The organism is Pseudomonas sp. NPDC086566 (genome assembly GCF_050280885.1).
In the GTDB taxonomy this organism is placed as follows: Bacteria; Pseudomonadota; Gammaproteobacteria; order Pseudomonadales; family Pseudomonadaceae; genus Aquipseudomonas; species Aquipseudomonas vlassakiae.
This window is the reverse complement of record NZ_JBNNWD010000006.1, coordinates 295,158-314,236: the sequence shown is the minus strand read 5'-3', so window position 1 is coordinate 314,236 and position 19,079 is coordinate 295,158. Positions and strand designations below refer to the sequence as shown.

Here is a 19,079-nt window from a genome sequence, read left to right as displayed (position 1 = left end):
TCGAAATGAGTGAAGCGATCAAGCAGCCTGCCGGCCCCGAAGGCATCATCCAGATGCAGGGCGTGAACAAGTGGTACGGCCAGTTCCATGTGCTCAAGGACATCAACCTGAACGTGCGCCAGGGCGAGCGCATCGTCCTGTGCGGGCCATCCGGCTCGGGCAAGTCGACCACCATCCGCTGCCTCAACCGCCTGGAAGAACACCAGCAGGGCCGCATCGTGGTCGATGGTGTGGAACTGACCAACGACCTCAAGCAGATCGAAGCGATCCGCCGCGAGGTAGGCATGGTGTTCCAGCACTTCAACCTGTTCCCGCACCTGAGCATTCTGGAAAACTGCACCTTGGCGCCGATGTGGGTGCGCAAGATGCCACGGCGCAAGGCCGAGGAAATCGCCATGCACTACCTTGAGCGGGTGCGTATTCCGGAGCAGGCGCACAAGTTCCCGGGGCAGCTCTCGGGTGGCCAGCAGCAGCGTGTGGCGATTGCCCGGGCGCTGTGCATGAAGCCGAAGATCATGCTGTTCGACGAGCCGACCTCGGCGCTGGACCCGGAAATGGTCAAGGAGGTGCTCGACACCATGGTTGGCCTGGCCGAGGACGGCATGACCATGCTTTGTGTGACCCACGAAATGGGCTTTGCCCGCACCGTGGCGAACCGGGTGATCTTCATGGACAAAGGGGAAATCGTCGAGCAGGCGGCGCCGGATGACTTCTTCGACCGCCCGCGCAGTGACCGGACCAAACTGTTCCTCAGCCAGATCCTGCACTGAGACACGCAGTGATGAAAAAGGGGCCGCGCATGCGGCCCCTTTTCTTAGTTCTCTTCCTTTGCCGGGCTCGGCGCCGGTGGCGGTCGCAGCCCCACCTCGGCAATCAGTTTGAGCTGCTGACCATTGCGCATCACCTCGATGGTGATCTTCTCGGTCGGCTTGATCCGCGCCACCTGGTTCATCGACTTGCGCCCGTCACCGGCCGGTTCGCCGTTGATGCTCAGGATCACATCGCCCAGCTGCAGCCCGGCCTTCTGCGCCGGGCCGTCGCGGAAGATACCGGCCACCACGATGCCCGGGCGCCCCTGCATGCCGAACGACTCAGCCAGCTCCTGGCTCAACGGCTGCACTTCGATGCCCAGCCAGCCACGGATCACCTGGCCATGCTCGACGATCGACTTCATCACCTCCAGTGCCAGCTTGATCGGAATGGCGAAGCCGATGCCCTGGGAACCGCCGGACTTGGAGAAAATCGCGGTGTTGATGCCGACCAGGTTGCCATTGGCGTCGACCAGCGCTCCGCCGGAGTTGCCCGGGTTGATTGCCGCGTCGGTCTGGATGAAATCTTCGTAGTTGTTCAGGCCCAGCTGGTTGCGGCCGGTAGCACTGATGATGCCCATGGTCACGGTCTGGCCAACGCCGAACGGGTTGCCGATGGCCAGCACCACATCACCGATGTGGATGGTGTCGGAGCGGCCGATGGTAATGGCTGGCAAGTTTTTCAGGTCGATCTTCAGCACCGCCAGGTCGGTTTCCGGGTCGCTGCCGATCACCCGCGCCAGGGTTTCACGGCCGTCTTTCAGGGCCACTACGATCTGGTCGGCGCCGCTGGTGACGTGGTTGTTGGTGAGCAAGTAGCCCTCGGGACTCATGATCACCGCCGAGCCCAGGCTCGACTCCCAGCGGCGCTGCTTGGGCAGGTTGTCGCCGAAGAAGCGGCGGAACTGCGGGTCTTCGAACAGCGGGTGCGCGGTCTTGTTCACCACCTTGGTGGTGTACAGGTTGACCACGGCCGGGGCGGCGAGGCTCACGGCGTCGGCGTAGGACACCGGGCCCTGCATGATCCGCGTGGTTTGCGGGGCTTGCTGCAGGTTGACGTCCTGGCTGGGCAGGCCGACCCATTCCGGGTAGCGCTGGATGATCAGTACGGCGATCAGAATACCGGTAAGCAGGGGCCAGCCAAAGTAACGCAACGCCTTGAACATGAACGAGTCCTGGAAAGAGCGGGGGCCGGTGGCCGCGCAGTGGGGCATGAGCGCGCGCGATCATACACCGGTTCCCCCGATGCCGGCGACGGCCCATAATGGCCCGCATTATACGGGCGTTCTGCAGGCGTTGCGCCCGTGAAAAGCGCAGATTTCGAGGAGATTTTCATGGCCGTCGCTCTCAACACCTTGGTCGAGGAAGCCGAACGCTACCTGGGCAGCGCGAAGATCCAGGACTATTGCCCCAATGGCCTGCAAGTGGAGGGCCGGCCGCAGGTCAGCCGCATCGTCAGCGGCGTCACCGCCAGCCAGGCCTTGCTGGATGCCGCGGTCGAAGCCGAGGCTGACCTGATCCTGGTGCACCATGGTTACTTCTGGAAGGGCGAGAACCCGTGCGTTACCGGGATCCGACAGCGCCGGCTGAAGACCTTGCTCAAGCACGACATCAGCCTGCTGGCGTTTCACCTGCCGCTGGATGTGCACCCTGAAGTCGGCAACAACGTGCAGCTGGCGCGGCAACTGGACATCACTGTCGAAGGCCCGCTGGACCCGGAAAACCCCAAGGTGGTCGGGCTGGTCGGTTCGCTGGTGGAACCGATGACCGCGCGCGATTTTGCCCGTCGGGTGCAGGAAGTGCTCGGGCGTGAGCCATTGCTGGTGGAAGGCGACGCGATGATCCGCAGGGTGGGCTGGTGCACCGGGGGCGGGCAGGGCTACATCGACACGGCGATTGCTGCGGGAGTCGACCTGTACCTCACGGGCGAGGCGTCCGAGCAGACCTATCACAGCGCCCGGGAGAATGGCGTCAGCTTCATTGCTGCCGGGCACCATGCTACCGAGCGCTACGGGGTGCAAGCCCTGGGTGACTACCTGGCGCGGCGCTTTGCCCTCGAGCACCTGTTCATCGATTGCCCGAATCCGATCTGACATCGGTGTCGCCGGCTTCCACAGGTTCGGCGTCAACCTCCAAGGCGACGCGGTCCCTGTAGGAGCGGGTTTACCCGCGAAGGGCCGGGCCTGCCAGCCCCAAACCCCCAGTCATATCGTTAGACTTTTTCGATCTAGCCCGCCTCCTAAATAGAAGCAGCCGCTGTGATAAAGTGGCTCGCTCGAACACGGCCCGCAGGCCGTCCATAAGATCGTTTTTCGTGAGTAGCCATGGTCGACAAACTGACGCACTTGAAACAGCTGGAGGCGGAAAGCATCCACATCATCCGCGAGGTGGCCGCCGAGTTCGACAACCCGGTGATGCTGTACTCGATCGGCAAGGATTCCGCCGTGATGCTGCACCTGGCGCGCAAGGCCTTCTTCCCGGGCAAGCTGCCGTTCCCGGTGATGCACGTCGACACCCAGTGGAAATTCCAGGAAATGTACCGCTTCCGCGACAAGATGGTCGAGGAGATGGGCCTGGAGCTGATCACCCACGTCAACCCTGAGGGTGTGGCGCAGGGCATCAACCCGTTCACCCATGGCAGCTCCAAGCACACCGATATCATGAAGACCCAGGGCCTCAAGCAGGCGCTGGACAAGCATGGTTTCGACGCCGCCTTCGGTGGCGCGCGCCGCGACGAAGAGAAGTCGCGGGCCAAGGAACGCGTGTACTCGTTCCGTGACAGCAAGCACCGCTGGGACCCGAAGAACCAGCGCCCGGAACTGTGGAACGTCTACAACGGCAAGGTCAACAAGGGCGAATCGATCCGCGTCTTCCCGCTGTCGAACTGGACCGAGCTGGACATCTGGCAGTACATCTACCTCGAAGGCATCCCGATCGTGCCGCTGTACTTCGCCGCCGAGCGTGAAGTCATCGAAAAGAACGGCACCCTGATCATGATCGACGACGACCGCATCCTCGAGCACCTTTCCGAGGAAGAAAAGGCGCGCATCGTCAAGAAGAAGGTGCGTTTCCGTACCCTTGGCTGCTACCCGCTGACGGGCGCTGTCGAGTCGCAAGCCGAGACGCTTACCGACATCATTCAGGAAATGCTCCTGACGCGCACTTCCGAGCGCCAGGGCCGGGTCATCGACCACGATGGCGCCGGTTCCATGGAAGACAAGAAACGTCAGGGCTACTTCTAATTTTCAGGGTCACTCCATGTCGCACCAATCCGATTTGATCAGCGAAGACATCCTCGCTTATCTGGCTCAGCACGAGCGCAAAGAACTGCTGCGTTTCCTCACCTGCGGTAACGTGGATGACGGCAAGAGCACCCTGATCGGGCGCCTGCTGCACGACTCGAAGATGATCTACGAGGACCACCTCGAGGCCATCACCCGTGATTCGAAGAAAGTCGGCACCACCGGCGAAGAAGTCGACCTGGCGCTGCTGGTCGACGGCTTGCAGGCCGAGCGCGAGCAGGGCATCACCATCGATGTCGCCTATCGCTACTTCTCGACCGCCAAGCGCAAGTTCATCATCGCCGACACCCCGGGCCATGAGCAGTACACCCGCAACATGGCCACCGGCGCGTCCACCTGCGACCTGGCGATCATCCTGGTCGATGCCCGCTACGGCGTGCAGACCCAAACCCGTCGCCACAGCTACATCGCCTCGTTGCTGGGCATCAAGCACATTGTGGTCGCGGTCAACAAGATGGACCTCAAGGGCTTCGACGAAGGCGTGTTCGAGTCGATCAAGGCCGACTACCTGAAGTTCGCCGATGCCATCAACCTGAAGCCAAGCAGCCTGCACTTCGTGCCGATGTCGGCGCTCAAGGGCGACAACGTGGTCAACCACAGCGAGCAATCGCCTTGGTATGCCGGCCCGACCTTGATGGAAATCCTCGAAACCGTCGAAGTGTCGGCCGATCGCAACTTCACCGACCTGCGCTTCCCGGTGCAGTACGTCAACCGCCCGAACCTGAACTTCCGCGGCTTCGCCGGCACCATCGCCAGCGGCGTGGTGCACAAGGGTGACGAAGTGGTCGTGCTGCCGTCGGGCAAGAGCAGCCGGGTCAAGTCCATCGTCACCTACGAAGGTGAACTGGAAAACGCCGGCCCGGGCCAGGCCGTGACCCTGACCATGGAAGACGAGATCGACATCTCCCGTGGCGACCTGCTGGTACACGCCGACAACGTACCGCCAGTCACCGACCAGTTCGACGCGATGCTGGTGTGGATGGCCGAGGAGCCGATGCTCCCGGGCAAGAAATACGACATCAAGCGCGCCACCAGCTATGTGCCGGGCTCGATTGCCAGCATCACTCACAAGGTCGATGTGAACACCCTGGAGCAGGGCGCTGCCAGCGCGCTGCAGTTGAATGAAATCGGCCGCGTCAAGGTCGCCCTGGACGCCGCGATCGCCCTGGACGGTTACGACAGCAACCGCACCACTGGTGCGTTCATCGTCATCGATCGCCTGACCAACGGCACCGTCGGTGCCGGCATGATCATCGCGCCTCCGGTCCTGCCGCACGGCGGTGCTGGCCAGCATGGCAAGCTCGCTCACGTAGCCACCGAAGAGCGCGCCCTGCGTTTCGGCCAGCAGCCCGCCACCGTGTTGTTCAGCGGCCTTTCCGGTGCTGGCAAGAGCACCCTGGCCTATGCCGTCGAGCGCAAGCTGTTCGACATGGGCCGTGCGGTATACGTGCTCGATGGCCAGAACCTGCGCCACGACCTGAACAAGGGCCTGCCACAGGACCGCGCCGGCCGCACCGAGAACTGGCGCCGCGCCGCCCATGTGGCGCGCCAGTTCAACGAAGCCGGCCTGCTGACCCTGGCGGCGTTCGTCGCCCCGGATGCCGAAGGCCGTGAACAGGCCAAGGCGCTGATCGGCAAGGATCGCCTGGTGACCGTTTACGTTCAGGCCTCGCCGCTGGCCTGCCGTGAGCGTGACCCGCAGGGCCTGTACGCAGCCGGTGGCGACAACATCCCGGGCGAAAGCTTCCCGTACGATGTGCCACTGGACGCTGACCTGGTGATCGATACCCAGAGCACCAGCGTTGAGGAAGGTGTGAAGCAGGTGCTGGATGTGCTGCGGCAGCGTGGTGCGATCTAAGCGTTGATGCTTGTGGAAAACCCCGCTTCGGCGGGGTTTTTTGTTTGTGGGTGCCTGCCTTGGCCTTTTCAGCGCCTGTGAAATCGAGCGCCGCCCGCGCGGCGCATCGCGGATAAATCCGCTCCTACATATGTTTCGGGCCAATAACTCCTGTGCCGCCAACAGGGAACGCCTTGGTGCATGTCTGAATACCGATGGTAAGGCGTTGCGCACACCTCAATATCGAAGGGTACAAACAGGGCGGACAATGGAGACTTCACAGGAGGGATTGGCCCGAAACATATGTAGGAGCGGATTTATCCGCGATGCGCCGCGCGGGCGGCGCTCGATTCGCGCACCACCAAACAACTCAAGACAGGCACTTGGTAGCAAGTTTCTGGTTCTGCTGATCAGGTAATAGAAAGAATTTTCCGTCTACACAACCTGTGAGAAACAGCATCAACACCCATACAGACTTATTCATTGCATGTCCTTGAACAGGGCAAGTCCCTTTGACTTTCGCCAGGCGATAATCCGTGCGATCACCCCCACGGCGCAGCCCTCCAGTTCGTTTGCCGGGTAGTAGAGGAGGTCAGAGCCATCCGGATGTCCGGCCATGTCGATAAAGTGTTCGAGCAAGCGATCCTGCCAGATGGAGGTTCCAGACGCCTGTAGCAATTCCTCAACCACCGTCTTGAATTCGGCGCAGGTGTAGTCGGCAAGGGAGTGTTTTGGGCTGATCACCATTTCACCTCCGATGACAGCGCATACTGCAGGGCGCTCATGATCCGCATGTTCTCGGCGTCGTACGTCGCACCGCCAAAGGCGGGTGGGTCGATGTGGCAGATCTCGTAGTTGCGCACGCCTTTTGCGGTTTCACCGAAAGGCGCCCGGGGTGGCCAGCCTTGCTTGATGCGGTTGAGTTGCGAGGTAACGAATTGTTGGGAGTAGATCGGGTCTTCGGCGATTGCCAGCCAGAAGGCTTGGGAGAAATCGTCGAAGTCGTTGAAGGTTTGTTCAGCAAGTTTGTTTGCGATGTGCCCGGGGAGTGGAAATGCCACGTCCGTGTTTCTCTCTTGAAGTGATATCGAGATCATGGCTGTGCATGTTTAGGATGGAAATATTCACCGTGCTACATTGGACGCAGGTTCTTTTTGAAAAATTTGTAGGAGGGTTCTCACTCCAAAGGAAGGCACCCCGCCGGAGCGGGGTGTACGCTCAGTTTTCCTTGAATCCAGGTTTTCCGTTAGCTGCACGCCACGCTTTGATAATGCTGAGAACCGCTTCAAGCTCACCCTGCTCATCATTTTCAGGCCAGTAAATCAGGTCTGTACCGCTAGGGTGCTCGGTAACTGCAGAAAAGTGCTCCAGCAATGGATCTAGTATCTCATCGGGCTCCTCGGCATTGGCGCGATAGATTTCCTCTAAAAACTCAATGAACTCCAACTCTGTATAATCGCTGTAGTTGGGCTTGATGCTCATAACTTGTCTCCATAATGAATCTTATGATGAGCCGCTGGCGTGACAACCCTTAAATTGTCGATGTCATACACCTCGCCGCCTTCGCTGATTGGCACTACATGATGCAGCTCAAAACTCTTCTTTTTTCCATAAACGTCGAGGTTTCTTGCTCTTGGAGCGTGCCCATTTTCCCGCATGCGAATAATGTTTTGTTTGGAAAACTGCCTTGAGAGTTCGGGGTCATTTGCTACGATTTTCCAGAGTTTTTCTCGAAAAGCATCGTAACTCCGAAATTCATTACCTCTAAGCTGATCAGCAATATGTGCCGGTATCGGGGCGCCTTCTCCGCGTGCTGCCTCGCCAAGCCAGAGTCCCGTTACTTGTGCGCCGACTCCTGTAACGATACCTGGCTCATACCTCGGACTCTTGAACACCACCAGAATAGGCGGCAATCCCGAGTCGATCGGGAAGGTGATGATCAGCCGTTCCTGATCGAGAAGATCCAGTGCAGGATAGCTTTCCGTTGGGTTGCTAACAGGGTTGAGGCTGCTGCCGGTATAAACAATCGTGCCCGGCGGAGCGGGTGGCAGGCTAGTGGAGCTACCTTCACCACCTCCGGGCGGGCTGGCGGGTGTCCAGGTCAGGATGCGCTGTGGGTTTTCCAGTGCGAGGCTGTATACCTGCCGTTCAGCATCAAATGTTGCGGCCCTAACCGGCACTGCCTTGCTGCCAGGAACCACGTACAAGCTGATGTCGTTTGCGTCTTCACTACCAGCAAGTAAATAAGGCACGTCCACGCTGGCTGTTGAAAGGGCTAGGGCGGCCAGGTCAGGCCCGCCTGGCGGAGAAAGGCTGGAAAGAGGAGTGCTGATCAGGTACCGCCTTTCCGAATTACCCAGCGTTGCAGGCCAGGCTGCCGAAAGTATGGCTACAGCCAAGGGGGCCGTTGTGGCAGCCAATCGACTTACTGCTGCGATGATTGCTTCTCGAATAGCAACCGACGCGACATCCGCAGCAAAGGTCGCCAACCCGATCGGAATGACGGTTGTCGCAGAGGCAGCGGAGTGGGTGTCGTTGATGTAACTGATGCGTTGGCGTGCTGCCTCGGCTTGGCGCCGTGCCGCTTCTTCAGCAGCTATCCGTTCAGCTTCTGTTTGCTGACGTGCAGCCTCCTCGGCAGCTGCATGTTCGGCTGCAATCCTTGCCTGCAGTTGTTCCATTTCCATCGCTCGCTGGGTGAGGTTCGCCATGGACGCGCTGAATTGCTGCAAATAGCGAATGGACTCTGTGAGCGCCAGTGCCCGGTGATAATCTGCCCAAAGTACGCCGGCCCGGCGGGTGGCCTGTTCGTCGACGAGGTCTTGCAGTGCCTCGGTTTGAGGCTTGGAAAGTGGCCCGACGATGTTCGGGTTGGAGTCACTGAAAGCGGGTATTTCAGCTTGCTTCGCTGTGATCATCGCATTGGCAGTGTTTACATAGGCCGAAAAGCGCTGGATGAGGGTATCGGTTTCCTGGGTTGGGGTGGACTGAGCCACTTGCTGCTGCAGGAAGCTGGGCAGGCAGTCGAAGCAGATCTGCTGTTCATGAAGAATTTGCCCATACCGCCGTTCGATGGCTTTGGGGAGGTCGACAGCAGGCTGCGCAATCTCTGCCTCGTCGACCTGGCGAGCCATTTCAGGCAGGTCCACCGCCAACGCCTGAAACTTCTGCGCTGCGATGTGCAAGCGATAGGCGGCATCGACAGAGGCGTTGAAAGTCTCCCAGACCTGTCGGCCCCATGCCTCGCCAGAGGTGCCTATCGGGAATGCGCCATCGTCATTCAACCGGGTTGCGAAGGAGTCGTAGCGTTTATAAAAAGGAATGGCACCGTAGAAGCTGGTTGCCACGGGGGCGATTTGAAGATATTCAGCGCGCCTTTGCTGCAAGCTCGTCGTGGTCAGTTGTTGGCGTAGCCCCAGATGCTGGACAGGCTGACCCGCAGCTCCCGCGATTGCCTGTTGTTCGATGGCGGCGCGTTCAGCGCTGATTTGCGCAGGAAGTTGCTCAAGAGCGGGTGCATATTGTTCGGCGTGGATATTGTTGACGGCAGTAAACTCCTCGCCGAAAACCGTTCGCCAGCCTTTTTCCCGGGCGAAAGGGCTAGGCCCTCCAGTACCTCGAGGCCGCCCTGCATCAAGCCCCCAGCCGCCATAGCCGGTCCCGGACAACGGGGGCAACGGGCTGAGGGACACTCGATCCGGGGCTTGCGCGCGCGTCAAGACGCCCTCATTCAGATTCAGCGTACCGCGGGAATCACGGAAGGGTTCACCAAATTTGACAGTTTCATTTTGAGCCATGTAGTCATCCTCCTGGTCGCTACATGGCAAAGCGTGCTCCAGGCAGTTTTTCCTGTATGTCAGGCGCTGCTCGTCAATCAGTAGGAGGATTCGTACTGAGAGGAAAGATCTGTTTTAGATGTGTTTTTCAGCAACCGGAATAATGCGTTTTTCCTTAACCGCCTTATAGGAAAAACTCGAATAAATCTCCTTCACCCCCGGCAACCGCTGCAGTACCTCCCGGGTAAATTCCCCAAACGACTCCAGATCCCTCGCCAGAATCTCCAGCAGAAAGTCATACCGTCCAGAAATGTTGTGGCAAGCAACGATCTCGGGAATCTCCATCAGCCGCTGCTCGAACGCCAAGGCCATGTCCTTGGTATGCGAATCCATCATGACGCTGACAAACGCTGTCACCCCAAACCCCAGTGACTTGGGTGACAAGATGGCCTGGTAACCGGTGATATAGCCGTTGTCTTCCAGTAACTTGACCCGCCGCCAGCACGGCGAGGTAGTCAGTGCGACCTGGTCGGCAAGTTCGGAAATGGTCAGACGGGCGTTGTCCTGCAGCGCGGCAAGCAGGGCGCGGTCGGTGCGGTCGAGGCTTGAAGGCATGATTTGCCCTCCTGGTGTTGTATTTGTTGTTTTCATTCCAAAACAGTCGCGAACTTGTGGGCTATTTTGGAAAAATTCAGGCAGCTCGGTGGCATAAGCTTATAACAAACCACCAGAGGCTGTTGCCATGCGCGACTCCCATAACAACACCGGTTTTTCCACCCGCGCCATCCACCATGGCTACGACCCGCTTTCCCACGGCGGCGCCCTGGTGCCTCCGGTTTACCAGACTGCAACCTATGCCTTCCCCAATGTCGAATACGGCGCGGCGTGCTTTGCCGGGGAGGAGGGCGGGCATTTCTACAGCCGTATCTCCAACCCGACCCTGGCCTTGCTGGAGCAGCGCATGGCATCACTGGAAGGGGGCGAGGCGGGCCTGGCGCTGGCCTCGGGCATGGGGGCCATCACTTCTACGCTCTGGACTCTGCTGCGTCCCGGAGACGAGTTGATTGTCGGGCGCACGGTGTATGGCTGTACCTTCGCCTACCTGCATCACGGCATCGGCGAGTTCGGCGTGAAGGTGCGGCATGTCGACCTCAATGACGCCATGGCACTGAAAGCTGCGATCACCGCTAAAACCCGGATGATCTACTTCGAAACCCCGGCCAACCCGAACATGCAGCTGGTGGATATCGCGGCGGTGGCCGAAGCGGTGCGGGGGCATGACCTGCATGTCGTGGTCGACAACACCTATTGCACGCCCTACCTGCAACGGCCATTGGAACTGGGCGCTGATCTGGTGGTGCATTCGGCGACCAAGTACCTAAGCGGCCACGGTGACATCACGGCCGGGTTGGTGATCGGGCGCAAGGGGCTGGTGGACCGGATTCGCCTGGAAGGCCTCAAGGACATGACGGGGGCAGTGTTGTCACCGCACGATGCCTCACTGTTGATGCGCGGCCTCAAGACGCTCGCGTTGCGCATGGAGCGTCACTGCGCGAATGCCCAGCAGGTCGCCGAATTTCTCGCACGTCAGCCGCAGGTGGAGCTGATCCAGTATCCAGGGCTGGCATCCTTCGCCCAATACGAACTGGCGCAGCGGCAGATGCGCTTGCCGGGCGGGATGATCGCTTTCGAGCTCAAGGGTGGGATCCACGCCGGGCGGCGCTTCATGAATGCGCTGCAACTGTTTGCCCGGGCGGTGAGCCTGGGCGATGCCGAATCGCTGGCGCAGCATCCAGCGAGCATGACTCATTCCAGCTATATGCCCGAAGAGCGGGCGCATCACGGGATTTCCGAGGGGCTGGTGCGGTTGTCGGTGGGGTTGGAGGATGTGGAGGATCTGCTGGCGGATGTCGAGCAGGCCTTGAAGGCTTGCCGCTAGATTGCCTGTACGGGCCTCTTCGCGGGCGCGCCCGCGAAGAGGCCCGTGAACCTGGCGCACAAAAAAGGCCTCATGCGAGGCCTTTTTCATTTCAGCGGTTCAGCGCTTGAGCCCGTAGCTCTCGTCGAGCATGCCCGGCGAGTTCGGCGTTTTGGGCGCGTAATCACGTGGCACTTCGGCGGTGTCTTTTGGTGGGGTCAGTCGATCGCGTGGAACCTGAGTGCCTTCCGAGTGCAGTGCAGCCAGCAGGCGTTGACGGGTCACTTCGTCGAGGGCCAGGGCGTTGGCGCCCTCTGCCAGGTGATCCTGTACATCCTGGTAGCTCTGGGTCAGCCGCTTGACCAGCACGGCAGTGCTGTTGAAGTGGGTGACCACCTCATGCTGGTAAGTGTCGAAGCGTTTCTGAATATCATCCAGCTGACGCTGGGTGCTGCTGGGTGCCGCATTGGGCAACAGGCGGGCCACGATGAAACCGACCGCCACACCGATGACCAGGGCCAGGGTTGGCAACAACCAAACAAGGAGCGAGAGTTCCACGAGTCCTTCCTCTATAAACGGCTTTGCTTTACGTTAACGGCTCAGACCTGCGCTGTATACCGCGAGCGATCGCAAATCAGAACAGAATTCCTCACCTAGACGAATCGACCCCCTTCGAGGTCACGGAGTAGTGCCTTGCTTGTCCGCGAAACCCCCTTGTTCATCGATGGCCCGATGGGCCAGCTGGAAGCCTTGTACCTGGACGTGGCCGATGCCCGCGGTGCGGTGTTGATCTGCCACCCCAACCCGGTCCAGGGCGGCACCATGCTCAACAAGGTGGTCTCGACCCTGCAGCGCACCGCCCGCGACGCCGGCTACGTGACCCTGCGCTTCAACTACCGCGGTGTCGGCCAGAGCGCCGGCAGCCATGACATGGGTGCCGGCGAGGTGGCCGATGCCGAGGCCGCCGCCGCGTGGCTGCGCGCGCAGCACCCCGGGCTGCCGCTGGTGCTGATGGGCTTCTCGTTTGGCGGCTTCGTCGCCACCAGCCTGGCCGGGCGCCTGGAGGCTCAAGGCGTGGCGCTGCAGCAGCTGTTCATGATCGCCCCGGCGGTAATGCGCCTGACCGCCGACTTCCCGCTGCCGCAGCGCTGCCCGATCGCCGTGGTGCAGCCTGATGCCGACGAAGTCGTCGATCCGCAGCTGGTTTACGAATGGTCCGACACACTGGGGCGCCCCCATGAGCTGCTGAAAGTGGCAGAATGCGGACACTTCTTCCATGGCAAGCTGACCGATCTGAAGGATCTGCTGCTGCCGCGCCTTTCGAACTGAGCCAAGCCTGAATAAGCGAACACCCATGACCACGCGCATCCTCACCGGTATCACCACCACCGGCACCCCGCACCTGGGCAACTACGCCGGCGCCATTCGCCCGGCGATCGTCGCCAGCCAGCAGCCGGGTGTCGACTCGTTCTACTTCCTGGCCGACTATCACGCCCTGATCAAGTGCGACGACCCGCTGCGCATCCAGCGCTCGCGCCTGGAAATCGCCGCGACCTGGCTGGCCGGTGGCCTGGACCCGGCCAAGGTGACCTTCTACCGTCAGTCCGACATCCCAGAGATCCCCGAGCTGACGTGGCTGCTGACCTGCGTCGCCGCCAAGGGCCTGCTCAACCGCGCCCACGCCTACAAGGCCTCGGTGGACAAGAACCTGGAAGCCGGCGAAGACCCTGATGCCGGCGTGACCATGGGGCTGTACAGCTACCCGGTGCTGATGGCTGCGGACATCCTGATGTTCAACGCCAACAAGGTGCCGGTCGGCCGTGACCAGATCCAGCACGTGGAAATGGCCCGCGACATCGGCCAGCGCTTCAACCACCTGTTCGGCCAGGGCAACGACTTCTTCGCCCTGCCGGAAGCGGTGATCGAGGAGAGCGTGGCGACCCTGCCGGGCCTGGACGGTCGCAAGATGTCCAAGAGCTACGACAACACCATCCCGTTGTTCACCAGCGCCAAGGACATGAAAGACGCCATCTCGCGCATTGTCACCGACTCGCGGGCACCTGGCGAAGCCAAGGATCCGGACAATTCGCACCTGTTCACCCTGTTCCAGGCCTTCTCGACGCCGTCGCAGTGCGCCGAGTTCCGCGAAGAGCTGCTGCAGGGCCTGGGCTGGGGCGAAGCGAAGCAACGCCTGTTCCAGTTGCTCGACGGTCAGTTGGCCGAGAAGCGCGAGCACTACCACCAGCTGATTTCGCGTCCGGCAGACCTGGAGGACATCCTTCTTGCCGGCGCCGCCAAGGCCCGCAAGATCGCCACCCCGTTCCTCGAGCAGCTGCGCGAGGCCGTGGGCCTGCGCTCGTTCCGCAGCAGCGTGCAGGCCAGCACCGAAGTGAAGAAAAAAGCCGCCAAGAGCGCGCGCTTCGTCAGCTTCCGTGATGAAGACGGCAGCTTCCGCTTCCGCCTGCTGGCCGCCGATGGCGAACAACTGCTGCTGTCGCGCAGCTTCGCCGATGGCAAGAGCGCTGGTGCCGTGAGCAAGCAGCTGCAGCAGGGTGGCGACGCCGACGTGCGCGTTGACGGCCTGGGCTTCAGCCTGTGGCTGAACGACGAGCAGGTTGCCGACGGGCCGCAGTTCGATACTGCCGAAGCCCGTGATTCGGCGATCGAAAGCCTGCGTGGAGCGCTTCAGCCGCAACAAGACTGAGGCATTTCGCCGCAAGTCTGATTGCCATTAAGCGGGCCTGTCGCTACAGTGACGGCCCGTTTTTTGTTGCCTCGCTAACGAAATCATGACGCCCCTAGAACGATATCAAGCAGATCTGAAACGTCCCGACTTCTTCCATGACGCGGCGCAGGAAACTGCGGTACGTCACCTGCAGCGTCTGTACGACGACCTGGTTCGCGCGCAGAACAACAAGCCGGGCGTGTTCGGCAAGCTGTTCGGCAAGAAGGAGCAGACGCCAGTCAAAGGCCTGTACTTCTGGGGCGGGGTAGGGCGTGGCAAGACCTATCTGGTCGACACTTTCTATGAAGCGCTGCCGTTCAAGCAGAAGATGCGCACGCACTTCCACCGCTTCATGAAGCGCGTCCATGAGGAAATGAAAACCCTCAAGGGTGAGAAGAACCCGCTGACCATCATCGCCAAGCGCTTCAGCGAAGAAGCCAAAGTGATCTGCTTCGACGAATTCTTCGTGTCCGACATCACCGACGCCATGATCCTTGGCACACTGATGGAAGAGCTGTTCAAGAACGGCGTCTCGCTGGTGGCGACCTCCAACATCGTCCCGGACGGCTTGTACAAGGACGGCCTGCAGCGTGCACGCTTCCTGCCGGCCATCGCCATGATCAAGCAGTACACCGACGTGGTGAACGTCGACAGCGGCGTCGACTACCGTCTGCGTCACCTCGAGCAGGCCGAGCTGTACCACTTCCCGCTCGATGACGCGGCGCACCAGAGCATGCGCGCAAGCTTCAAGGCCCTGACGCCGGAATGCACCCAGGCCGTCGAGAATGACGTGCTGATGATCGAAAACCGCCCGATCAATGCCCTGCGCACCTGCGACGACGTCGCCTGGTTCGACTTCCGCGCTCTGTGCGACGGGCCGCGCAGCCAGAACGACTACATCGAACTGGGCAAGATCTTCCATGCCGTGTTGCTGAGTAACGTGGAGCAGATGGGCGTCACTACCGACGACATCGCCCGCCGCTTCATCAACATGGTGGACGAGTTCTACGACCGCAACGTCAAGTTGATCATCTCGGCCGAGGTCGAGCTGAAGGACCTGTACACCGGCGGCCGCCTGAGCTTCGAGTTCCAGCGGACCCTCAGCCGTTTGCTGGAAATGCAGTCGCACGAATTCCTGGCGCGTGCGCACAAGCCTTAACGCAGCTGGGGCCGCATAGCGGCCCCAAAATCTGTCAGGCCTCTTGCATGAATTGTTGCCGATACTGGTTCGGCGACAACTCCGTGTGCTGCCGGAACAGCCGCGCAAAGAAACTCGCATCGTCATAACCGACCTCATAACTGATGGTCTTGATGCTCTTGCGCGTGCTCGAAAGCAGGCCCTTGGCTGTCTCGATGCGTAACCGTTGCAGGTAGTGCAGCGGTTTGTCACCGGTCGCCCCTTGGAAACGGCGCATGAAGTTGCGGATGCTCATGCCATGGTTGCGAGCCACATCCTCGAAGCGGAACTTGTCGGCGAAATGCTCCTCCAGCCAGTGCTGGATCTGCAGGATGATCAGGTCCTGGTGCAACTTCTGGCCACCGAAGCCCATGCGCCCTGGCGTGTAGTTGCGCTGCACTTCGTAGAGGATGTCGCGGGCCACGGCACGCGCCACATTGGCGCCGCAGAAACGCTCGATCAGGTAGATGTACAGGTCGCAGGCTGATGTGGTGCCGCCGGCGCAGTACAGGTTGTCGGCGTCGGTCAGGTGCTTGTCCTGGTTCAGGCGGATCTTCGGGAAGCGCTCGGCGAAACTGTTGAAGAAGCGCCAGTAGGTGGTCGCCTCCTTGCCATCGAGCAGGCCGGATTCGGCCAGCCAGAACACCCCGCTGGCTTCGGCGCAGAGCACGGCGCCACGGGCGTGCTGTTCGCGCAGCCAAGGCAGCACCTGCGGATAACGTTGCAGCAGGTTGTCGAAATCGTCCCAGAAGGCCGGGAGGATGATCACGTCGGCATCGTCGAGGCCGCCATCGACCGGCAATTGCACATTGCTGAAGCTGTCCACCGGCTGGGCATCGGGGCTCACCAGGCGAATCTCGAACATGGGCTGCAAGCCCAGGCCCAGCTGCTTGCTGTAGCGCAAGCTGGCGAGGTGGAAGAAATCCTTGGCCTGCATCAGGGTCGAAGCGAACACCTTGTCAATGGCCAGGATGCTGACGCGCCGCAACGACGCGGAGGGTTGGGTAAACATCATTGTCATTGTTCTTATAGGGTAGAGTGGTCAATCACCGGCTGGATCGTCTTATTTTTTGGCGATTGTGTCTACCCCGCCCCCTCAAGGTCTGCACCGAACCCTGTGGGAGCGGGTTTACCCGCAAGGAGTCGACACCGGATTCAGCTCAAGGCGCCGGGTTCGGCTGCTCCTGGTGGATCGCCTCGATCGCCGCGAGCAGTTCGTCACTGAGGTTCAGCTGCAGGCTGTCGAGGTTGCTCTGCAACTGCACCAGGTCGGTTGCGCCGATGATGTTGCTGGTGACGAATGGCTGCCGGGTCACGAACGCCAGGGCCATTTGTGCCGGGTCCAGGCCATGCGCCCGGGCCAGCTGTACATAACGGCTGCAGGCTGCCACGGTCTGCGGGTTGGAGTAGCGGGCGAAGCGGCTGAAGAGGGTCAGCCGGCCTTTTTCCGGCCGGGCACCGTTCTCGTACTTGCCCGAGAGCATGCCGAATGCCAGTGGCGAATAGGCCAGCAGGCCGCATTGCTCGCGGATCGCCACCTCCGCCAGGCCCACTTCGAAGCTGCGGTTGAGCAGGTTGTAAGGGTTCTGGATCGACACCGCTCGCGGCCAGCCGCGGCTATCGGCCAGGTGCAGGAACTTCATGGTGCCCCATGGCGTTTCGTTGGACAGGCCGATGTGGCGGATCTTGCCGGCACGTACCTGTTCGTCGAGCACTTCGAGGGTTTCTTCCAGTGGGGTGAACAGGTCGCTGGCCAGGTGCTGGTAGCCCAGCTTGCCGAAGAAGTTGGTGCTGCGCTCCGGCCAGTGCAACTGGTAGAGGTCGATGCGGTCGGTCTGCAGGCGCTTGAGGCTCTGGTCCAGCGCGGCGACGATGTGCTGGCGGTTGTGCTTGAGCTGGCCGTCGCGGATGTGGCTGATGCCATTGCCGGGGCCGGCGACCTTGCTGGCCAGCACCCAGTCGTCGCGATCGCCGTTGGCACGGAACCAGTTGCCGATGATGCGCTCGGTGGCGGCATAGGTTTCCGGGCGTGGCGGCACCGGATACATCTCGGCGGTGTCGATGAAGTTGATGCCGCTGGCCTTGGCCAGGGCAATCTGCTCGAAGGCCTCGTCCTGGGTGTTCTGCTCGCCCCAGGTCATGGTGCCCAGGCACAGGGCGCTGACGTCGAGGTCGGTACGGCCGAGCTTGCGGTATTCCATCGGGAAAACACTCCTTGGCAAAAGAAGCCCATCAAAGCAGGTTGAAATTTTTCGCGCAATCTGGATAATTCTGCCCCTCTCCGTGTGGCGGAAGTGATGCACCACCACGCAGGAAGAACCCCGTCGAACATTGGCGTGCCCGACCCGAGCCCCCAAAAGCGTCAGCGTTCGGCTGCGCGCTTGCCCTTGGCAAGCTGTGCACTATCCAGTAAGATTCGCCGTCTATTTTTCGCTGGGCGGCCTCTGAGGCTTTAGAGAATGAAAACTTTTACTGCTAAACCGGAAACAGTAAAGCGCGAGTGGTTCGTAGTCGACGCCGCTGGCCAGACCCTGGGTCGTCTGGCTACCGAAATCGCTAGCCGTCTGCGTGGCAAGCACAAACCAGAGTACACCCCTCACGTTGACACCGGCGACTACATCGTCGTCATCAACGCTGAACAGGTTCGTGTGACTGGTGCCAAGTCTTCCGACAAAATGTACTACTCCCACTCCGGTTTCCCAGGCGGTATCAAGGAAATCAACTTCGAGAAGTTGATCGCCAAGGCCCCTGAGCGTGTTATCGAAACCGCGGTCAAAGGCATGCTGCCTAAGAACCCGCTGGGTCGCGACATGTACCGTAAGCTGAAAGTGTACGCGGGTGCTGCTCACCCACACACTGCTCAGCAGCCTCAAGAACTGAAGATCTAACGGGAAAGTTCATTATGTCGGCGACTCAAAATTACGGCACTGGCCGTCGCAAGACCGCAACCGCTCGCGTATTCCTGCGTCCGGGTACTGGTAACATTTCCATCAACAACCGTTCTCTGGACGTGTTCTTCGGTCGCGAAACCGCTCGCATGGTTGTTCGCCAGCCGCTCGAGCTGACCGAAACCGTTGAGAAGTTCGACATCTACGTCACCGTTTCCGGTGGTGGTGTCAGCGGTCAGGCCGGTGCTATCCGTCACGGTATCACCCGCGCCCTGATGGAATACGACGAAACCCTGCGTGGCGCTCTGCGTCGTGCTGGCTACGTCACCCGCGACGCTCGTGAAGTCGAGCGTAAGAAAGTGGGTCTGCGTAAAGCGCGTAAGCGTCCTCAGTACTCCAAGCGTTAATACCGCTTCGGCAGTCGAAGAAAGCCCGGTTCCTTGGAACCGGGCTTTTTTTTGTGCTTGAACTAACCTGTCAGCATGTCGGTGACCACTGGTCGCATAGACGCAGATCAAGCAAAGCGCGGGTTATGGCCTCCTGTGGGGGTAATCACCTTGTCACTGTGTGGATTTGTTTCTTACCATGGCGACCAATTTTTAGTGCCACAGACATAACCTAAGTACAGGTCAGGTCCAACTGGCCAA

19 protein-coding genes are annotated in these 19,079 nt (G+C 60.5%); 10 read left to right on the top strand and 9 right to left on the bottom strand.

Features of this window, described 5'->3' with window-relative positions; translation table 11 throughout:
- Positions 1 to 5: 5 nt before the first annotated feature.
- The gene (locus tag ACQKPS_RS16310; RefSeq protein WP_027918029.1) at positions 6 to 770 is read left to right on the top strand and encodes an amino acid ABC transporter ATP-binding protein; all 765 of its coding nucleotides are present in this window, start codon (positions 6 to 8) and stop codon (positions 768 to 770) included.
- 44 nt (positions 771 to 814) lie between these two features.
- Here ACQKPS_RS16310 and algW read toward each other — a convergent pair whose 3' ends face one another.
- On the bottom strand, positions 815 to 1,975 hold the full coding sequence (gene algW, locus ACQKPS_RS16305) for a Do family serine endopeptidase AlgW (protein ID WP_254481347.1): 1,161 nt from the start codon (positions 1,973 to 1,975) through the stop codon (positions 815 to 817).
- Positions 1,976 to 2,143: 168 nt separating this feature from the next.
- Here algW and ACQKPS_RS16300 point away from each other — a divergent pair, with 168 nt between their 5' ends.
- From ACQKPS_RS16300 to cysN, 3 genes are all read left to right on the top strand, one after another.
- Complete coding sequence (locus ACQKPS_RS16300; RefSeq protein WP_254481345.1) at positions 2,144 to 2,902, top strand: Nif3-like dinuclear metal center hexameric protein; 759 nt, start codon at positions 2,144 to 2,146, stop codon at positions 2,900 to 2,902.
- A gap of 231 nt (positions 2,903 to 3,133) precedes the next feature.
- Positions 3,134 to 4,051, top strand: coding sequence for a sulfate adenylyltransferase subunit CysD (gene cysD, locus ACQKPS_RS16295; protein WP_283724765.1), 918 nt, complete (start codon positions 3,134 to 3,136; stop codon positions 4,049 to 4,051).
- A 16-nt stretch (positions 4,052 to 4,067) separates the two neighbouring features.
- Entirely contained in the window at positions 4,068 to 5,969 is a 1,902-nt protein-coding gene (gene cysN / locus ACQKPS_RS16290) for a sulfate adenylyltransferase subunit CysN (protein ID WP_427604869.1), read from the top strand.
- Between the two features lie 459 nt (positions 5,970 to 6,428).
- On the opposite strand, the gene ACQKPS_RS16285 is transcribed toward cysN, so the two are convergent.
- The 5 genes from ACQKPS_RS16285 to ACQKPS_RS16265 all read right to left on the bottom strand — a co-directional run bounded on the left by ACQKPS_RS16285 (position 6,429) and on the right by ACQKPS_RS16265 (position 10,339).
- On the bottom strand, positions 6,429 to 6,695 hold the full coding sequence (locus ACQKPS_RS16285) for a bacteriocin immunity protein (protein ID WP_254481343.1): 267 nt from the start codon (positions 6,693 to 6,695) through the stop codon (positions 6,429 to 6,431).
- Positions 6,689 to 7,045: an S-type pyocin gene (locus ACQKPS_RS16280; RefSeq protein WP_427604867.1), complete on the bottom strand. Its 357-nt coding sequence runs from the start codon at positions 7,043 to 7,045 to the stop codon at positions 6,689 to 6,691. Before ACQKPS_RS16280 ends, ACQKPS_RS16285 begins: the two co-directional genes overlap by 7 nt.
- A gap of 121 nt (positions 7,046 to 7,166) precedes the next feature.
- Complete coding sequence (locus ACQKPS_RS16275; RefSeq protein WP_313201630.1) at positions 7,167 to 7,430, bottom strand: bacteriocin immunity protein; 264 nt, start codon at positions 7,428 to 7,430, stop codon at positions 7,167 to 7,169.
- Complete coding sequence (locus tag ACQKPS_RS16270; protein WP_427604865.1) at positions 7,427 to 9,745, bottom strand: S-type pyocin domain-containing protein; 2,319 nt, start codon at positions 9,743 to 9,745, stop codon at positions 7,427 to 7,429. The genes ACQKPS_RS16275 and ACQKPS_RS16270 overlap by 4 nt, the downstream gene beginning before the upstream one ends.
- 114 nt (positions 9,746 to 9,859) lie before the next feature.
- Positions 9,860 to 10,339 carry an Lrp/AsnC family transcriptional regulator gene (locus ACQKPS_RS16265; RefSeq protein WP_313201632.1) on the bottom strand — a complete coding sequence of 160 codons (480 nt, stop codon included), beginning with the start codon at positions 10,337 to 10,339 and terminating at the stop codon, positions 9,860 to 9,862.
- A 127-nt stretch (positions 10,340 to 10,466) separates the two neighbouring features.
- Here ACQKPS_RS16265 and ACQKPS_RS16260 point away from each other — a divergent pair, with 127 nt between their 5' ends.
- Positions 10,467 to 11,663 carry a methionine gamma-lyase gene (locus ACQKPS_RS16260; protein WP_427604862.1) on the top strand — a complete coding sequence of 399 codons (1,197 nt, stop codon included), beginning with the start codon at positions 10,467 to 10,469 and terminating at the stop codon, positions 11,661 to 11,663.
- 99 nt (positions 11,664 to 11,762) lie between these two features.
- Here the strand turns inward: ACQKPS_RS16260 and ACQKPS_RS16255 are convergent, their stop codons facing one another.
- Positions 11,763 to 12,200 carry a YhcB family protein gene (locus ACQKPS_RS16255; RefSeq protein ID WP_186601252.1) on the bottom strand — a complete coding sequence of 146 codons (438 nt, stop codon included), beginning with the start codon at positions 12,198 to 12,200 and terminating at the stop codon, positions 11,763 to 11,765.
- A 135-nt stretch (positions 12,201 to 12,335) separates the two neighbouring features.
- On the opposite strand from ACQKPS_RS16255, the gene ACQKPS_RS16250 reads away from it, so the two are divergent.
- From ACQKPS_RS16250 to zapE, 3 genes are all read left to right on the top strand, one after another.
- A complete protein-coding gene (locus tag ACQKPS_RS16250; RefSeq protein ID WP_254481340.1) occupies positions 12,336 to 12,971 on the top strand; it encodes an alpha/beta hydrolase in 636 nt (211 codons plus the stop codon).
- Between the two features lie 25 nt (positions 12,972 to 12,996).
- Complete coding sequence (locus ACQKPS_RS16245; RefSeq protein WP_254481339.1) at positions 12,997 to 14,346, top strand: tryptophan--tRNA ligase; 1,350 nt, start codon at positions 12,997 to 12,999, stop codon at positions 14,344 to 14,346.
- An 85-nt stretch (positions 14,347 to 14,431) separates the two neighbouring features.
- Positions 14,432 to 15,526 carry a cell division protein ZapE gene (gene zapE, locus ACQKPS_RS16240; protein ID WP_176508307.1) on the top strand — a complete coding sequence of 365 codons (1,095 nt, stop codon included), beginning with the start codon at positions 14,432 to 14,434 and terminating at the stop codon, positions 15,524 to 15,526.
- 34 nt (positions 15,527 to 15,560) lie between these two features.
- On the opposite strand, the gene ACQKPS_RS16235 is transcribed toward zapE, so the two are convergent.
- Together ACQKPS_RS16235 and ACQKPS_RS16230 are read right to left on the bottom strand one after the other, a co-directional pair.
- Positions 15,561 to 16,481 carry a GlxA family transcriptional regulator gene (locus ACQKPS_RS16235; protein WP_176508366.1) on the bottom strand — a complete coding sequence of 307 codons (921 nt, stop codon included), beginning with the start codon at positions 16,479 to 16,481 and terminating at the stop codon, positions 15,561 to 15,563.
- Between the two features lie 223 nt (positions 16,482 to 16,704).
- The gene (locus ACQKPS_RS16230) at positions 16,705 to 17,745 is read right to left on the bottom strand and encodes an NADP(H)-dependent aldo-keto reductase (protein WP_283724755.1); all 1,041 of its coding nucleotides are present in this window, start codon (positions 17,743 to 17,745) and stop codon (positions 16,705 to 16,707) included.
- 258 nt (positions 17,746 to 18,003) lie between these two features.
- Here ACQKPS_RS16230 and rplM point away from each other — a divergent pair, with 258 nt between their 5' ends.
- Together rplM and rpsI are read left to right on the top strand one after the other, a co-directional pair.
- Complete coding sequence (rplM, locus tag ACQKPS_RS16225) at positions 18,004 to 18,432, top strand: 50S ribosomal protein L13 (protein WP_003260798.1); 429 nt, start codon at positions 18,004 to 18,006, stop codon at positions 18,430 to 18,432.
- Positions 18,433 to 18,446: 14 nt separating this feature from the next.
- Positions 18,447 to 18,839, top strand: coding sequence for a 30S ribosomal protein S9 (gene rpsI, locus ACQKPS_RS16220; protein ID WP_003260797.1), 393 nt, complete (start codon positions 18,447 to 18,449; stop codon positions 18,837 to 18,839).
- Positions 18,840 to 19,079: the final 240 nt, after the last annotated feature.

What these genes read in the sequence shown, in the direction of transcription:
- ACQKPS_RS16310 (WP_027918029.1), top strand. Translation starts at nt 6, where the DNA reads ATGAGTGAAGCGATCAAGCAGCCTGCCGGCCCCGAAGGCATCATCCAG.
- algW (WP_254481347.1), bottom strand. Translation starts at nt 1,975, where the DNA reads ATGTTCAAGGCGTTGCGTTACTTTGGCTGGCCCCTGCTTACCGGTATT.
- ACQKPS_RS16300 (WP_254481345.1), top strand. Translation starts at nt 2,144, where the DNA reads ATGGCCGTCGCTCTCAACACCTTGGTCGAGGAAGCCGAACGCTACCTG.
- cysD (WP_283724765.1), top strand. Translation starts at nt 3,134, where the DNA reads ATGGTCGACAAACTGACGCACTTGAAACAGCTGGAGGCGGAAAGCATC.
- cysN (WP_427604869.1), top strand. Translation starts at nt 4,068, where the DNA reads ATGTCGCACCAATCCGATTTGATCAGCGAAGACATCCTCGCTTATCTG.
- ACQKPS_RS16285 (WP_254481343.1), bottom strand. Translation starts at nt 6,695, where the DNA reads ATGGTGATCAGCCCAAAACACTCCCTTGCCGACTACACCTGCGCCGAA.
- ACQKPS_RS16280 (WP_427604867.1), bottom strand. Translation starts at nt 7,045, where the DNA reads ATGATCTCGATATCACTTCAAGAGAGAAACACGGACGTGGCATTTCCA.
- ACQKPS_RS16275 (WP_313201630.1), bottom strand. Translation starts at nt 7,430, where the DNA reads ATGAGCATCAAGCCCAACTACAGCGATTATACAGAGTTGGAGTTCATT.
- ACQKPS_RS16270 (WP_427604865.1), bottom strand. Translation starts at nt 9,745, where the DNA reads ATGGCTCAAAATGAAACTGTCAAATTTGGTGAACCCTTCCGTGATTCC.
- ACQKPS_RS16265 (WP_313201632.1), bottom strand. Translation starts at nt 10,339, where the DNA reads ATGCCTTCAAGCCTCGACCGCACCGACCGCGCCCTGCTTGCCGCGCTG.
- ACQKPS_RS16260 (WP_427604862.1), top strand. Translation starts at nt 10,467, where the DNA reads ATGCGCGACTCCCATAACAACACCGGTTTTTCCACCCGCGCCATCCAC.
- ACQKPS_RS16245 (WP_254481339.1), top strand. Translation starts at nt 12,997, where the DNA reads ATGACCACGCGCATCCTCACCGGTATCACCACCACCGGCACCCCGCAC.
- zapE (WP_176508307.1), top strand. Translation starts at nt 14,432, where the DNA reads ATGACGCCCCTAGAACGATATCAAGCAGATCTGAAACGTCCCGACTTC.
- ACQKPS_RS16235 (WP_176508366.1), bottom strand. Translation starts at nt 16,481, where the DNA reads ATGCAGGCCAAGGATTTCTTCCACCTCGCCAGCTTGCGCTACAGCAAG.
- ACQKPS_RS16230 (WP_283724755.1), bottom strand. Translation starts at nt 17,745, where the DNA reads ATGGAATACCGCAAGCTCGGCCGTACCGACCTCGACGTCAGCGCCCTG.
- rplM (WP_003260798.1), top strand. Translation starts at nt 18,004, where the DNA reads ATGAAAACTTTTACTGCTAAACCGGAAACAGTAAAGCGCGAGTGGTTC.
- rpsI (WP_003260797.1), top strand. Translation starts at nt 18,447, where the DNA reads ATGTCGGCGACTCAAAATTACGGCACTGGCCGTCGCAAGACCGCAACC.